The 16423-nt window shown below is 43.5% G+C and carries 13 protein-coding genes; 10 read left to right on the plus strand and 3 right to left on the minus strand.

What is annotated here, in order from left to right; translation table 11 throughout:
• Positions 1-8 precede the first annotated feature (8 nt).
• Positions 9-1178 carry a BamA/TamA family outer membrane protein gene (locus ACVFI8_RS20865; protein ID WP_457872565.1) on the minus strand — a complete coding sequence of 390 codons (1170 nt, stop codon included), beginning with the start codon at positions 1176-1178 and terminating at the stop codon, positions 9-11.
• A gap of 331 nt (positions 1179-1509) precedes the next feature.
• On the opposite strand from ACVFI8_RS20865, the gene ACVFI8_RS20870 reads away from it, so the two are divergent.
• The 5 genes from ACVFI8_RS20870 (at position 1510) to ACVFI8_RS20890 (ending at position 8352) form a co-directional block, all read left to right on the plus strand.
• Positions 1510-1641, plus strand: a complete 132-nt coding sequence (locus tag ACVFI8_RS20870; RefSeq protein WP_457872566.1) for a hypothetical protein — start codon at positions 1510-1512, stop codon at positions 1639-1641.
• Positions 1642-2215: 574 nt separating this feature from the next.
• On the plus strand, positions 2216-3928 hold the full coding sequence (aspT, locus tag ACVFI8_RS20875) for an aspartate-alanine antiporter (protein ID WP_457872567.1): 1713 nt from the start codon (positions 2216-2218) through the stop codon (positions 3926-3928).
• A gap of 700 nt (positions 3929-4628) precedes the next feature.
• Positions 4629-6215: a bifunctional aspartate transaminase/aspartate 4-decarboxylase gene (locus tag ACVFI8_RS20880; protein ID WP_248711668.1), complete on the plus strand. Its 1587-nt coding sequence runs from the start codon at positions 4629-4631 to the stop codon at positions 6213-6215.
• Positions 6216-6288: 73 nt separating this feature from the next.
• On the plus strand, positions 6289-7146 hold the full coding sequence (gene pdxY, locus ACVFI8_RS20885) for a pyridoxal kinase PdxY (RefSeq protein WP_457872568.1): 858 nt from the start codon (positions 6289-6291) through the stop codon (positions 7144-7146).
• Between the two features lie 36 nt (positions 7147-7182).
• The gene (locus ACVFI8_RS20890) at positions 7183-8352 is read left to right on the plus strand and encodes a patatin-like phospholipase family protein (protein WP_457872569.1); all 1170 of its coding nucleotides are present in this window, start codon (positions 7183-7185) and stop codon (positions 8350-8352) included.
• Positions 8353-8434: 82 nt separating this feature from the next.
• Here ACVFI8_RS20890 and ACVFI8_RS20895 read toward each other — a convergent pair whose 3' ends face one another.
• Entirely contained in the window at positions 8435-9346 is a 912-nt protein-coding gene (locus ACVFI8_RS20895) for a LysR family transcriptional regulator (protein WP_457872570.1), read from the minus strand.
• A 98-nt stretch (positions 9347-9444) separates the two neighbouring features.
• On the opposite strand from ACVFI8_RS20895, the gene ACVFI8_RS20900 reads away from it, so the two are divergent.
• The 4 genes from ACVFI8_RS20900 (at position 9445) to ACVFI8_RS20915 (ending at position 13022) form a co-directional block, all read left to right on the plus strand.
• Positions 9445-10782 carry a serine hydrolase domain-containing protein gene (locus tag ACVFI8_RS20900; protein WP_457872571.1) on the plus strand — a complete coding sequence of 446 codons (1338 nt, stop codon included), beginning with the start codon at positions 9445-9447 and terminating at the stop codon, positions 10780-10782.
• 103 nt (positions 10783-10885) lie between these two features.
• Positions 10886-11104 carry a DUF1656 domain-containing protein gene (locus ACVFI8_RS20905; RefSeq protein WP_248711663.1) on the plus strand — a complete coding sequence of 73 codons (219 nt, stop codon included), beginning with the start codon at positions 10886-10888 and terminating at the stop codon, positions 11102-11104.
• A gap of 17 nt (positions 11105-11121) precedes the next feature.
• Entirely contained in the window at positions 11122-11997 is an 876-nt protein-coding gene (locus ACVFI8_RS20910) for an HlyD family secretion protein (protein ID WP_457872573.1), read from the plus strand.
• Positions 11997-13022, plus strand: a complete 1026-nt coding sequence (locus ACVFI8_RS20915) for an FUSC family protein (protein ID WP_248711661.1) — start codon at positions 11997-11999, stop codon at positions 13020-13022. The genes ACVFI8_RS20910 and ACVFI8_RS20915 overlap by 1 nt, the downstream gene beginning before the upstream one ends.
• Positions 13023-13150: 128 nt before the next feature.
• Here the strand turns inward: ACVFI8_RS20915 and ACVFI8_RS20920 are convergent, their stop codons facing one another.
• Positions 13151-14353 carry an NnrS family protein gene (locus ACVFI8_RS20920; RefSeq protein WP_457872574.1) on the minus strand — a complete coding sequence of 401 codons (1203 nt, stop codon included), beginning with the start codon at positions 14351-14353 and terminating at the stop codon, positions 13151-13153.
• A gap of 456 nt (positions 14354-14809) precedes the next feature.
• On the opposite strand from ACVFI8_RS20920, the gene norR reads away from it, so the two are divergent.
• Positions 14810-16387, plus strand: coding sequence for a nitric oxide reductase transcriptional regulator NorR (norR, locus tag ACVFI8_RS20925; RefSeq protein ID WP_457872575.1), 1578 nt, complete (start codon positions 14810-14812; stop codon positions 16385-16387).
• Positions 16388-16423 lie beyond the last annotated feature (36 nt).

Consider the following 16423-nt stretch of genomic DNA (forward strand, 5'->3'; position numbering starts at 1 on the left):
GGTAACAACTAAAAACCACTGCCTACATTAAAATATACAGCACTCTCTTCTTTACTAAATGCGGTATCAACGCCGATATACAAGCCATAACGACGGGCTATTTGATAACGAAAACCAGCTCCATAGGCATCTACCTTGTGTTTTTGCTTTGACTCATCTTGATCAGAGGTGCGGCCTTGGCCGTAAAAGGCTGATACTGTCCAGCGGTGGTCTATGGCATACATGACTTGCGACTGGATAGTGAATACTTCATCCCCTTGATAGCGGTAAGATGACACGCCACGTAAGTCAACATAGGGGCGAACGGTGGGAGATAAAAAGCTCTCATTAGAATGAAAATATTGGTAGTTTCCTGCAAACGCTAAGGTCCAGCTGTTAGCTAAAGGGATAAATACTTGACCGTCTACAGCTAAATTTTGATAGTTCCATTTACTGCCTATAGCTTCGTCGTAGACCATGTATTCTGCGTTTACGGTGTAACCCTTAGTAGGGAAAAATAAATTGTTGCGCGTATCATATTCAGCTATTAATCCTAAGCCCGAGGTCATCGAGCCTTCCCCTAACGCGAGTTTTAAAAGCTTATCTATTATTGCGTTATCAGACTCAACTGAGCTTTTGCCAAATATCTGTTTTACTCCTAGCATCAGCGGGGTATCGGCCACTCTAAACTGCAACTGTTGCATGGCAAATACACCAGAAGTTTTAGTGCCAAATTTAAGGGTTTGATTAAATAAAGAACCGATTGATATATCTTTGTAGATGTCGAGATTTGCTTTACCAAGGCCTGCTCCTCCGGTATAACGAATCGAATCGTTTAGCCAAGAATGACGATGGCCAGCAAAAGCAAACCAAGTGCCATTTTCAGTACCAGCTGCACCCACCAGAGTAATGGCAGCAGGCATCAGCTGTGCGCCACCATCTAGTGAATTCATAGCGAGTTCTTTTCGCTTATTTTTTTCGGTCTCGGTTTCGTGCAGAAATAAGCCCATCGCACCACCACCATACCCCACCGCAGGTTCAGTGATCAAAATAGGTATGGGCAAAAAGCCATGAGCGTTTTCAGCGAGGTGATGGCCCAAATCAAAGCGTTCATCAACCGGGTCTTTGAACGAAGCTATGCTAGGTAGTGTTGTTAATAAGGGTACCAACAAAGCAGAAAAAATTGTGAGTTTGTGCATGAATCAACCTGTAATTGAATATGGAAACTGTTTGGTAAACATTCAAGGTGCTAAACATTGGAAGCGACTTTACAAGAGAAGAAGAACAGTACTAACTCGCGTAAGAAGGATTAAATCCTGCAAGTAAGCCTTGATGCTTTGCGCATAAGGGAAACAAGCTAGATTGATATCTACGTTAGCGTTAGCCATACAAGGTCATTCATGCCGGGGATTTACATCTTCGCAATAGCGATGAAAGAGCGGGGCCTGCAAATGTGATTGTGGGGATTGTTTGAATGCTATTTCAATCTCATCCAATGGGAAAGATCTAGTGAATGGGCAGCCAAATTAAATGACTAAACACAAGACTCCTAAGCGAGAACAACAAGATATTTTGTCTTTTACCGACCGATTACATCAATCTGGTTGTGCGCCTTATTCTGTGGCTCACTACAGCAAAAAATATACAAAAAACGTGGTATAGGAATTAACATTGACGTTAGTCCACCCAAGGTGATGTAACTTAAAAACCCTCTTCGGTTAATCTTCGTCAACGGGTGTCTACCTTCAACTCCATGAAGACGGGTGAGGTCATGGGTAATGAGAAAACTTATTCTGAGTTTATGTTGTGTATAGCCAATGTACTATTGCCACCTAGTTATTTAATGTTGGTGGGTAGTACTCATAGAGGCAATCATTCGGTCAATTAGCGGCGACCTTCCACTTATACCCTTAATGTACTTATTTACGCTAGTAGGTAGGCGTTTAATTGCTGTGCTTGTCCCTAGTAGGTGTTGTTTATTGATAATGGAAAAATGCGCTTTTAACTGCAAAAAGTGCAGTGATGTTGATACAAACTAAATGACAGACCAGATATGAAGGATAGCGTCCTTCATTAGCGATTAACCTGATTGTATCTAGCAACTTATTATACCTCCATCGCAACAGGGCGATCTTAATCTAGAGGTAGATATGTTTAATTCACACACTCAACAAGGTTTGCACATCAGCGTATCTACGTCGATGGCAGCACCACAACATCAATGCGGGGGTGCACTATGAGCATCGCCCATCAGCTTATTCAAAGCTCTCCATATATTGCTTTATTCATCACTTTAGCCCTTGGCTACTTAGTGGGTAAAATTACCATCGGCCGTTTTGTGCTTGGTGGTGTAGCCGGTACTCTTCTTATGGGGGTATTGGTCGGTCAGCTAGGTGTTAGCATCGACCCTGGTGTGAAAAGTATCTTCTTCGCCTTGTTCATTTATGCTGTTGGTTTCCAAGGTGGGCCTCAGTTCTTCGGGGCACTTAACCGCAAAACGGTTAACGTATTACTGTCAGCCGTTGTGATGACCACAGTGGGTTTGTTAGTGGTGCTTGGCGCGGCTTGGATGTTCGACCTTGACCGCGGTACAGCGGCCGGTCTTGCAGCGGGTGGATTAACGCAGTCTGCGATTATTGGTACGGCTGGTGATGCCATTGGCAAGTTGGGCGGTATTACCGAACAAGCTAAAAGCATCATGCAAACCAACGTAGCGGTGGGTTACGCGGTCACTTACATCTTTGGTTCTTTGGGGCCTATTTTAATGGTCACTTGGATTATCCCAACCCTAATGAAATGGGATATCCGTAAAGAAGCACTAGAGTTAGCTGAAAAGAATAACGCCGGTAAAGCGGAGTTGGCAGCCGGTGAATTTAACGCCATTACTGCCTTAGATTCTCGGGCCTTTAGCATCAACGAAAGCAGCACACTATTAAATCAAACCATTGCACAAGCCAATGACAGCTTAATAGATACGGCTATCGAGTTAGTACAACGTGACGGTCAACAGTTACAAGCCGATGAAACCTTAAGGGTTCAACAAGGTGACGTTGTTGTCGTGACGGGGCGTCGCACAGCGGTGAAACAACAAGCTAGCCAGTTAGGTGATGAGATTGAAATCCCACCTTCAGTAGAATTGGTGGAAGAGAATCGTCAGCTTATCGCGACTAACTCGACACTGATTGGCAAAACGCTCGGTCAAATCAAGCAGGCCGCTCAAAAATCACTGACCCGTGGCGTGTATGTGACTAGCATCACCCGTGGCGGTAACAGTTTAGATATTAGCGCAGACTTAGTGGTTGAGAAACACGACATTGTTCAAATCACCGGTAAAGCCGCCGACTTAAACCGTGTGGCAAACACCATTGGTCAGCGTTTGGGCTCAGCCTATGTGACTGATTTTGTATTGCTCGGTCTTGGCATGGCGGTAGGTTTACTAATCGGCCTTATTCATTTTAAAATCGCAGGTATTCCGGTCACTATCGGCTCAGGCGCAGGCTGTTTAATCTCGGGCCTAATGGTGGGATGGTTACGCAGTAAAAACCCTAAAGTCGCGGCATTCCCATTGGGTGCATCAAACTTCATACGTGACTTTGGCCTAGCAGTATTTGTTGGTATCGTAGGCTTACAAGCCGGTCCTCAAGCAATTGATGCTATCCGTGAGCACGGTTTAACATTGTTGATGTTGGGTGCAGGTGTTACCTTAATTCCACAAATCGTTGGCTTCTTCTTCTCTTACTATGTATTACGAGTAAGAAATCCGATTGAAGCCTTGGCAGCAGTGGCTGGTGGTCGAAGTGCAAACCCAGGCTTTGCAGCGCTATTAGAAAAAGCAGGTAACTCAACACCGGTATTTGCGTTCACCGTGACCTATGCCATCGCTAACGTATTACTGACGCTATGGGGCCCAGTGATTATTGGTATCATCACCACGAACGTAGCCATGTAATGTAAAAGTTTTATGCTGAGTATCATGCTCAAGCACGAGAACACAACAAGCGCCTTAGGGCGCTTGTTGTTTTTTTGCTTTATATAAGAGCTGGCAGTTAATTAATGATCTGGGTAGCAGTATTTTCAGCGCGGTGTGGTGTTCTCCTTTAACTGAGCCTACACATTGTAGGCTCAGTTAAACAAGGTTATTGTTCCACGAAAGGTGCTAGCGCTCGCTATAGCATTTCTCCCTTATATAAGATGTTGTGAATATCGCATTGGATAAGGCTTTAGTGGCCGTTTCGCCATGTATTCCATTTCTCTGATAGACACCCGCGGGCGAACTAGCTTTGCTTGATGGGCTAGGGCAAGCCTATGTAGACCTGCTATGCCTGAGCCACTTTTTTCACTTATTTCACGGCTATGAAGCTAAATAAAACACGCACACAGATTTTATAGCGCCAATCTATCACCCTGCGGTTTATTACCATACCTACCATTAGTTTTTACATATCAACGTCTTAAGTTATTTGTTTTGCCGCGTAATTCACATGGCGCGACGTCATCACACAGACATTATTGGCCGCGAACGGCCCATGAAGGATAGCGTCCTTCATCGGTGATTAACCCGATTTTCCTAACCCTCTTACTATACCTCCATCGCAACAGGCACTGGCCTGGCGAACACCATTAACATGTAAACTAAAAGGTAAATTAATATGTTAGATATCGACTTCACTCAATTCGCAGACCTAAGCCCATTTGAATTAAAAGACAAATTGATTGACCTCGCGAACACGGTTCCTGACCGTGCATTATTAGACGCGGGTCGTGGTAACCCTAACTTCTTAGCCACCTTGCCACGTAAAGCATTTTTACGTTTAGGTGACTTTTCAATTGAAGAAGCAGAGCGTAACTACGCTTACTTAGATGGCGGCTTTGGCGGTATCCCTAACGGTGAAGGCATTGTAGAACGTTTTGATACCTTTGCAAAACAATATGGCACTAAAGATGGTGTACAGTTTTTACAAAAAGCCCTTAGCTACGCAAAAGACCGACTGGGTATCGAGAAACACGATTTCCTTAACGAACTCGTATTGGCCTTCCTAGGCTGTAACTACCCAGTTCCTTCACGCATGCTTACCAACATTGAGAAAGTGGTTAAGCAATACATTGGTGAAGAAATGTACGGCTCAGTCCCCATGACCACTAACTTTGACTTGTTCGCGACTGAAGGCGGCACAGCGTCAATGACCTATACCTTCGCGACCATGTTCAACAATGGTTTGTTGAAAAAAGGCGACAAAGTAGCCCTTATTACGCCCATTTTCACCCCTTACTTAGAAATTCCTGAGTTGGCTGAATACGACCTAGAAATTGTTGAACTACGCCTAGACGAAACCACTTGGCAGTTACCTCAATCAGAAATAGAAAAACTGGCAGATACCGACATTAAACTCCTGTGTGTCGTAAACCCTGCGAACCCCGCATCAGTGAAAATGTCTGACGACACCTTGGCCCTGCTCACTGACTTTGTTAATCAGCAGCGTAAAGACCTATTCATTATTACTGATGATGTATACGGTACCTTTGCCGACGACTTTGTATCGTTGTTTGCAACCTTGCCTTACAACACCTTGTGTGTGTACTCGTTCTCTAAATACTTTGGCGCAACTGGCTGGCGTTTAGGCACCATCGGTATTCATGAAACTAACGTGTTTGACGATGCCATGCGTGCACTACCTGAAGCGCATCAAGAACGTTTAGATGACCGTTACAAAACGCTAACCCCAACCCCACGTGATATTAAATTTATTGACCGTATCGTTGCTGATAGCCGCGCAGTAGCGCTTAACCACACTGCTGGTTTGGCCTTACCACAACAAGTACAAATGGCCTTATTCTCACTGACTTGCCTAATGGACTTAGAAGATAACTACAAAGCGGCTTGTAAACGCATTATTCGTGAGCGTTACAAAACACTATACAGCGCCATGGGTTTAGAAGTGACCGAAGATAAAGACCGTGTTGATTACTACACCTTGCTAGAGCTTGACCGCATTGGTGGCCAACTTTACGGCGAAGACTTTGTACGCTGGTTTAAAGACAGTGGCAAAGGTCAGTACTTCTTGTTCCGTTTAGCCCAGTCTACCGGGGTAATTTTATTACCTGGTAAAGGCTTCGATACGGTGCATGCCTCAGTACGCGTATCGTTAGCGAACTTAACTCACCACGAATACGAGTTAATTGGCCGCGAAACCCGCAAAGTACTCGACGAGCATTACGCTGAGTACACAGCGCAGTAACTGCAAAGAAACAAGCGCCTGAGGGCGCTTGTTATTCTCTATCTTCTCAATGTGTTCAAACGGTGGCGCTATCATGAAAGGCATTATTTCTATTCAATCACATGTTGTATTTGGTCACGCGGGTAATAGCTCTGCGGTATTTCCCTTGCAGCGTATGGGCTTTGAAGTCTGGCCAATTCATACGGTCCAGTTTTCAAATCACACCCAATATAGTCAGGGGTGGACAGGGCAAAGTCTGAAGGCACACCAAGTGACAGATTTAATTGATGGTATTGATGCAATTGGTCAGCTAGATAATTGCCAAGCGGTGCTGTCGGGCTATTTAGGCAGTGCCGATCAAGCTGTATCACTGATTGAAGTTGTTGAGCGAGTAAAACAAAGCAACCCTCGTGCTATCTATGTATGTGACCCAGTCATGGGCGACCCAGAGAAAGGCTGTATTTTAGCGGAGGGGGTGAGTGATTATTTGGTTGATGAACTGATGCCTAAAGCAGACGTAATTGTACCTAATCAGTTTGAACTAAGCCGATTTGTAAAGCAGCCAATCAATAATCTGAATGATGCAGTTAGCGCTTGCCAAAAGGCCTTAAGTTTAGGCCCTAACGTAGTGTTAGTTAAGCATTTACATAGTTTGTCTGACCAGCAATTTAGCATGATGATGGCCGACGCAAGCGGTTGCTATTTGGTCACCCGACCAAAGCTGGAGTTTGCTAAATCACCTGTGGGGGTAGGCGATCTTATCTCTGCTTTATTTACTGGCGGTTTGATGAAGGGGTGGCCACCAATTATGGCTTTTGAGCACGCTAATAATGCCTCTTATGGCGTCTTAGAAGCCACTTACCAATGTGGCGAATGGGAATTACAAACGGTGTTTGCACAACACCAAATTGACCTGCCAAATTCAAGCTTCGCCGCTAGCAAAGTCGCGTAGTTTATAGATAACTCATTTAAACATAGAGCACTAAAAATGAATAAATTCGCTTTTGTTTTACTCGCCAGTATGGTCGTTAGCGCATGCTCCTCAAATCACGGGCTTGATCAACGGGTTGATCAAAGTAATTATCAACAAGCTGTATTTGGTGCTAACAATGGCGATCTTGTTCACGAACCGTTTAGGTTTTGGGGCGACGAAAGGCCTGAGTTTTTATTTGATGCCCAGAGCAATACTACAGCGCTAAACACTGAAGCTGACGCCCTGAATATCCTAGTGTTGTCAGGCGGTGGAGCTAATGGCGCCTTTGGTGCAGGAGTACTTAATGGCTTGCGTGAAGCGGGTTCATTGCCGAACTTTACCATTATTACTGGCGTGAGTGCTGGCGCGTTAATTGCGCCTTTTGTTTATACTGGCGATGATGATCTTGTGACGATGAAGCGAGTGATGTTGGATATAAATGATAAAGAGATATTAGGAAACAAAAACTTTCTTAATGCGCTTTTCAAAGATGCGTTTAGTAAAGGGGACGGGCTATATAGTTTCATAGAGGCCGCTTTTGACCCTTCTATGATCGAAAAAATGGCTAAGGCTCAACAAAGTGGTAAACGTTTGTTTATTGGTACAACCCATTTTGATTCAGGGCGACAAATAGTATGGAACGTAGGTGCAATTGCTAACAGTAAACTGCCAAATAAACAGGCTCTCATTCATCAAATTCTCACCGCCAGTGCGTCGATACCAGGGGTATTTCCACCACAATTTATTGATGTTGATGTAGCAGGCGAACTACGCGAAGAATTGCATGTTGATGGCGGCTTAAGTGCTCAAATGTTTATGGACCCATCAGGTTATGATTACAACAAATTAAGTCAAGCCATGGGCTTAACAGCATCGCCTCAAGTGTTTGTTGTACGTAATGGTGCCTTAGCTTTACCTTACAAAGAGCTCGAGGATAAAGGAGTAGCCTTAATGAGTCGCAGTGTGCAAAGTTTAACTATTGCGCAAACCAAGGGGGATCTTTATCGCATGTTGTATAGAAGCGAAATAAATGATTTTGATTTACGTTTTACTTTTGTAGATGAAGATTTTTTGGCGCCGCAACGTAAAAAGGTGATGTTTGATCAAGATTACATGCAAGCACTGTTTGATTATGGTTATCAAAAAGCTATCAAGCAGCAACTATGGTTAACTGAGTTTAACTAAACGACAAACTGTTGGCTTAACCAAACACTTTGCTATTAACCACAAACCAAGCGACACCTAAAATGAGCAGGCAAGGCCACGTTTATCGTGGTCTATCTAGATCGTGGTCATATATAAAATCATTGATTACTTCGGTAATGTGCTTCTTTATATTTAGCATTTGTTTGGAATGAGGTAACCACAAGGATATTGCAAAACGAAAATGACTTTTGATTTCGTCTACTTTTAACTCGCTAATGTCTAAAAGATCGGTAATTTGGGCGACATTCACTCTGGGTAGTAAGGCCCAACCCACATTTTGTTGTACCAGATTCATTAATAGGGAAAGGTCTTCAATGACTTCAAAGTCAGGCGACAAAGTAATTTTTTCGCCTAAACCATCTTCAATATATGAGCTCAGTATTAATTGTTTACAGGTTTTAAGTTTGTTGAATAAACGACTTTGAGAATAGCTGTGCAGTTCACTACTGTTGGCTGCGTAAATGGCAAAAGAAGGGTGAGCAATGACGGAGCAATCAAAGCTAGTCATAGCGGTACGTGTATCAACATTAACAAGCGCTACTTGGATTGTATCGTCGTTCAGGCCTTGTTTGATTTGTTCCTTGTTCCGAATGATGAAGTTAACCTTCATATTGGGGAACGCTTCGAGTAAGCGCAATCTTATACGAACAATCACTTCATTAGGGATAAAGCTGCAATAAGCGACGGTAATATGTTCTAGCTGTCCAAACGAAAGGCTTAGAGCCATTTTGTCGAAGGAGCTAGCCTGCTCAATAGTTTGTTTTGCATAGCGATAAAGCAGTTGGCCTTGCTCGGTGGGTTTGGTGCTTCTACCGATCCGTTCAAATAACTCTATGGCCAATTGATCTTCAAGATTGGTAATGACTTGGCCAATCGTGGTGCGGTGCTTACCTAACTTGGCCGCCGCTTCGCTAAACGACCCTTTCTCAAACACTGCAACAAACGCAGTGAGTTGCTCAAGACTGAAATGCATGAGGGTTTGGTCCATCAAAAGAGAGTATGTCTTTGAAAAGGATAGCACTATTCTAGACAGCTACAAATACATTAACGGCTTTTAGCTAAGAGTTATCCATGACCAAAGCATCTAACCATATTCGTCACGCTGTAGCAGCAAATGCTGCTTCAATTGCGACATCTTTTAGCATGAATAACTCAGGACAAGCACGCCAACGTAATCATAGATTGAAGCACTTAGTGCAGCCGGGTAGTGAAGCTTTACTGAATGTATCAGCTGCTAGACAAGGTTTTACTATAGAGCAATACCGGCAAGCTCATCGATTGTTTAGCCCCGCTCACTATCAAATGGGCGGCGATGATGCCCTCATATACAATACCAAGCTTAACGAGTTTTTACCTTCATCTATGGTAATGCCTTTGAGTGTTAACAATACGCTTCCTAGAGCGATAAATAACGACATCGCTGCGCTACGCTGTATGAGCAAACAAGCTAATAGTGAAACCTTAATCGACTATATCAATCAGCCAACTAGCCGAGTTCAGGGTGTGATGATGGTGCATGCGGGTAAGGTTGTGTTTGAGCAGTACCCAGGCATGAATCCAGATGATAATCATGTCTGGATGGAACTCTCTAGGAACACCGTTAGAATGGTTTTCTCTCAGTTAATAAGTGAAGGTTTAGTTGAGTTAGACCGAGCGGTGAGTGTGTATCTGCCAGAACTGTTGGGCACTAACTGGGACTTAGTGAGTGTTAGGCATGCTTTAGACCACACCACCGGCCTTGATGTTACTCAAGACCTACAAACTATCTACGATCCGCAATCAAATATTGCGCGGTTTTTAGCCGCTGAATTTGGCCAAGCTAGTGGTGACACAACCCAAAAAGAGCATTGGCTAGATGTGATTAAACAAATCGAAAAGTCTCCAAATCAAATTGCAGGCCATGATAAATGTGCCAGTGCTATTACTATTGCGGTGTTGACTTACCTAGCCGAACGCATCGATAGGCAGCCTTGGAGTACGCTATTTAGAAACCGAGTGTGGGGACATGTACGTGCTACTGCGCCAATGTTGTTTACTTTGGCCCCCGACGGCACAGCGATCTCACACGGCTTAGTGCTCTCTACCTTAGAGGATGCAGCTCGCTTTGCCATGCTATTTACCCCGAGTTGGAGCAAGATTTCAACTACCTCTACTTTACCTAAGCAGTGGCACGATGAATATCGCTTGTCTCAGCATCCTAATAAGTCAAATTTGGTTGATATTTTCCAAGTTGATAAGGTGTTTTCCGATGGGGCAAGGTATAAGAAGGGTAAGTTTGGTCAAGGCATGTATGTTGATCCGAAACGCGATTTTGCAGCGGTTTACTTTTCGTCCCAAGCCAATGCTTATGAGCAAGATGAACCTTACATGATGGGCTATCTGCGCAAGGCATCGCAATGCCTTGGTTGACTGGTAGCGATTTGTTGAGGGTTTGATCCATCAACCGCGATTAACCCTCTAAAGAGCTTCAGGTTAAGCTAGCTACATTAGAAATTAACCATAAGATTTAGTCATGTTTGAGCATTATTTACCAAAAGAAGTGATCGTAGGGGAGGTGTACTTGCCTCCATTATTGATTGCCTTCGGTTGTGCCTATTTGGCCGCGAGTTTAACCATGGGGGGACTTTCTCGAGTGGGGTGGCTTAAATATCTTTACGCTCCGACCTTAGTTGAAATTTCATTAATGGTTATTTATGCAGTACTCATTAGCACTTTCATTTTCCCCGGTTAACCTTTTAAGGCATCACAATGAAAACCAAATTACTTACCCTCGCTTTAATTTTATTAGCCCTTGTATTCGGTACAGTTAAATATCAACACTATTTGTCTCAACCTTGGACTCGAGACGGCCAGGTTCGAGCAAACATAATAGAAATCACCCCTCGAGTTACTGGTCCTGTGGTCAGTATCTACGTTTCAGATAATCAACGTGTTAAAGCCGGTGACTTGTTGTTTGAAATTGATGACCGGGTATATGAAGCGGCAAAACACCAAGCTCAAGCATCGTTGTCTCAAGCTCAAGCGGTATTGGCGCGTGCTAACAACGAATTAAAGAGAATGAGCGCTTTAGAAAAGCGTACGCCTGGTTCAGTGCCGGTTATTACCTTAAATAATTTAAATAATGACGTTGAGTCGGCCAATGCAAACTTAGCAGCAGCAAATGCGGTACTAGATAACGCAGAGTTGAACTTGGCCTTCACGAAAGTTTATGCCAGTAAAGACGGATACATCACTAACTTTAACGTTGCTGAAGGTGCGCACGTTGTCGCCAATCAACCGGTAGTGGCTCTAATTGACGAAAATAGCTTTTGGGTAGAAGGGTTCTTTAAGGAAACCGATATAAAAAATATGCAACAAGGGGATAGCGCGAGTATCACTTTGATGAGTTACCCTGATAGCCCGATTAACGGCACGGTAAGCAGTATTGGTTACGGTATCGCACAGAGCGATGGCACTACGAGTACACAAATGTTACCTAATATTAATCCAAATTTTGAGTGGATTAGATTAGCGCAACGTCTGCCGGTAAAAATTAGTGTCAGTGAGTTACCCGACAATGTTCAGCTACGAGTTGGGACGACAGCTTCAGTGATGATTAATATAAACAATGCGAGTAAAAGTTAATGAGTGAAGCAAGCAAAATGGCCATAAAAGTTGCCGCTAGCCTTGCTCTAACCATTTTTCTCGCATTGAGTTTTGGCTGGGAAAAACCCTATTGGGGGGCTATTGCGGTGGTCGTTATGGGGACAACCGAAAGCTATGGGCATGCAATTCAAAAAGCCAGCCATCGGGTATTAGGTACCCTAATCGGCGCAGTACTTGGTTTTACTTTAATCGCCTGCTTTGGCCAACAGCGAGAACTGTTCTTTTTAAGTATTACTGGCCTTGGTGCGTTTGTAGCCTATATGTCAGCGAGATCGCCAAATGGCTACGTCTATAAAATGGCTTTTATTGTCGCTATTATTGTCAGCCTGGCTGGCGGACTCAGTGAAGGCTACAGTTTTCATTTAGCCATTCTCAGATTAGAAGAAAATCTACTGGGGGTGATTTGTTTTTCAACGGTGTTTAGTGTGCTGTGGCCAAACTCGAATACACTGAGCTCGAGTGTCAAGTCGCAAGACGGCAAACCAACGGTAGCACTGAGCACTAAGCAAGAGGGTTATTTAAGAGCCCTTAAGTTTATTTGTATTACATGTGTCAGTTGGGCGCTTTGGATCTATTTACCGATCCCCGGTGGTTTCATGTTCCCGCTTATTGCTGCCACCATGGGGGTCAGTATGGTGGAGTTTAAGTCTAAGTTGATGAATAAAATGTTAGGGCTTATCTATTTGTGGTCGATAGTCATCATTCTTCAATATGTATTTATTTTACCAACCTTAGACGCCGGGTGGCAGTTGGCTGCGTTCTATTTTATTAACTGTTTTGCGATATGGCGGGTATTTTATCGACCGGAGCATATGGTAGTGCGTATGTTAGGCGGACAGTTCTTAGTGTTACTGACCATGAGTGCCCAATACTTAAGGCCTGTTTATGACATTAATTCGCCCTTGCAAATGTTATTATTTTTAAGCTTGGTATTAGTGACCATTAAGATTGTGATGCAATTGGCTGAAGCAGTGTTTGAGCCCTCACAAACCCGCTTAGCTTGAGGTAGACAGCTGTTTTGGGTTTTGATCGAGGCGACATACACTGAAATTAATTTGGCGTTCATAATTTTACGGCTTTGAAGACTGTCAAAGCCGTAATGGTATATCAATGGCTAGTGAAACGTGGGTAGTTAAGAGGCTCTTTTACTGATTAAAATGGGGAAATACACCACTAAGAAGAATAAGCAGGCTACTATCCATAAAATGCCGCTAATGTTCCAAGCGCTTAATGGATTATACAGTATTGGCATTAGGGTGCGTACCAGTGTTGCCAAGGTTAACAGGATAAAAGCAATCACAATAACCGGCTTTATTTTAAGTGTTCTACCGGTATGGCCTAGGGATACACGGCTCATCATTGAAAAAATCATCAAACCGATCGCACCAATAGTAATAAGGTGTAGTGCGTTACTAAAAGTAACGGCAACAAGAAATTGGCTGCTTCCAAGTAAGATTAACCCCAGCCCCATTAGCCCGTAAGATAAGTGTAGCGACCATAGCAAAGGGACGTTCATGGTATTGATAGAGCGCCAATAGCTTAAACGGACTATATGCAAGGCGCCTAACATAATTAGTATTATTGCACTTAGCGCTGCCGTATCGCAGAAATAACTGGAGATGAATATTGCTACAGTCGTGATGGCAAAAGGACCGATAACACGGTTAATCCACGCAGGAGTATTAATGGCTTGAGTATTTGCACCGCGAACAGTAAAAAAAGGGATTACTCTACCACCGACCAAGGCCATCATTATGGTAAACAGCAAGACCATAGAGCGGCTGAGGTGAAGTGCCAAACCACTGTTACCGGTAAAATCAAATAGTAACATAGCCATATCTACAGCAGTCATCACACCAAGTAGCACAATAAAAATATAATTGCGCCTATTTTTAGCTACAAACACTAGCTTACTGTACACAGCTATAACGCTAAGCCACCATAATCCTTGCATGCCAATAGCGAAAATAACGCTATTGGCATCATTAATGTAAAACCCAAGCCTTGCTAAACACCAAAGTGCGATTAAGCCAACTAGGCCTTTGCCTTTGATACTTGCTTGGCCGGTCCATGTTTGCACAGCTGTAAGAACAAAGCCTACAGCTACCGTAGCGGCAAAACCAACTAACATTTCATGAGCGTGCCAAACATATGGGCTTAAGCCTTGGTGGCCAATTAGCATATGCCCATTCAGTAACAGTAGCCATACCGCCACACTTAGGGCCGATGATAAGGTGGCTAATAAGAAAAACGGTCTGAAAGCGAGTTCTAGCACCGGGTGTTGATGCCAATAATCGGCTTGATGGTTTTGATTGGGTTCATCTATATGTAGCACTTATATTACCTCTTGGCCTAGTTCGTTTAATCCTACGCAGCGTAACACGTAAGCTACTTTTAGTAGGCCTGCGAATATTATTGTGGAAATGTGAGCGGCAATTTGAACTGGTATAGTGAACTGGTACGCCAAAGGGTAGGAGATAATAATAGATGTAACCATTACCATTAGCGACAATAACATAAGCCAGTTTCCATTCCTTATACACTTTGAAAACGGGCTTAATTGCTGGGTATAACTAGAGTGTGTATATGCGCGAAGTGTCATTTAGCCTTCCTAAAAGTAGTCGATAAGCAATACAAATTTGCTCATGTAATCAACTACAGCACTTGTTGTGCCAATTCGTTAAATCAACACAATATCAATATGTTAAGGCTTTTACGTGTATTGTGTGGTCATATTGACACGTTGTAATGTGGAGTCAATAAGACTACAGTGTGTCAAAAGGATAAGGTGATGTCTGATATATCTTCAAAAGCACTGATTGAATTGGCCCTAGATTTGGCGCAAAGTTTAGTAAACCGTCATCGCTTTGATCGTTTATTAGATACCGTCAGAAAAACAATTAGTTGTGATGCGGTGGCGTTGTTAGAGCTAAGAGGTGAAGTGCTGAGTCCACTCACCTTACAAGGGTTAAGCAGAGACACATTAGGGCGACGCTTTCTCATTTCTGAGCACCCACGTTTTCAACAAATATGTTCTTCAACCTCACCGGTACGTTTTCCAGCTAACTGTGATTTACCCGATCCCTATGACGGTTTATTAATCGATCGAGATGGGGATTTACCGGTGCATGCCTGTATGGGTTTACCCCTTTATTTCGACAGCAAGCTGATCGGTGTGCTGACTCTTGATAGCTTTACTCCCCAAGTATTTGATGACATAGCGAGCCGAACTCTTGAGGTTATCTCAGCGATGGCCGCGGCCAGTTTACATACCGGTTTAAGCTTAAGTTTGTTAGAACAACAAGCCTACCATTCTCAACAAGTATTGGAAGAAATGAACCTCTCAGCCTGGCACAGCGATAGTGAAGAACTGATAGGGGAAAGTGTTGAAATGCAGCGCCTTAAAAAGGAAATTGCTCTAGTGGCGCCATCTGATTTCACTACCTTAATTCAAGGTGAAACCGGCGTAGGTAAAGAACTGGTCGCGCGTTCTGTACATAATCTGTCTCCTCGGCACAAAGCACCAATAGTCCACGTTAATTGCGCAGCTCTGCCAGACAATTTGATTGAAAGCGAATTATTCGGCCATGTTAAAGGCGCATTTACCGGTGCAGACAAGGACCGAGCTGGCAAGTTTAGTATTGCCAATGGAGGCACTATATTTCTGGACGAAATCGGTGAACTGCCACTGGTGGCCCAAAGCAAGTTGTTGCGGGTACTGCAAAATAAGGAGATCCAAGCGGTAGGCCAAGATAACAGCCAAGTTATTGATGTGAGGGTCATTGCCGCGACTAACCGTAACCTATTAAATGAGGTGGAGCAGGGGCGTTTTCGCGCAGACTTGTACCATCGCTTAAGTGTTTATCCACTGAGTGTACCGGCTCTAAGAGACAGAGCAGGAGATGTACAGCTGCTCGCTGGCTACTTTATAGAGCTAACTAAACGCAAACTAGGCATTGCCCAACTAAAACTGCAATCTGATTTAGTCGATTATCTAAACAATTACGATTGGCCAGGCAACGTACGAGAGCTAGAGCATTTAATTAGTCGGGCTGCGTTAAAAGCGCGAGCGAGACAACACAACAAGGGTATTGTGCACTTAAGCATCGTAGATTGTGGTGAACTGAGACCAGTGGTTAGCAGTAACCTTGAAAGTGTAGATAGTATCGCGCCAATAATTAGTGAACCTTCTACACTGACGCTAAAAGCTGCGACAGATACTTATCAACGCCAAATCATTGCTGCTTGTTTAAAGAAGCATCATGGAAGTTGGGCTAAAGCAGCCAGAGACCTAGGGGTAGATCGAGCAAACTTAAATCGATTAGCGAAACGTTTAGGTCTGAATATTAACAAAGTAATTGAGGATTGAACTAACCATGCTTTTGTCACGTAATTAGTTTCAAAA

The organism is Agarivorans sp. MS3-6 (assembly GCF_054112545.1).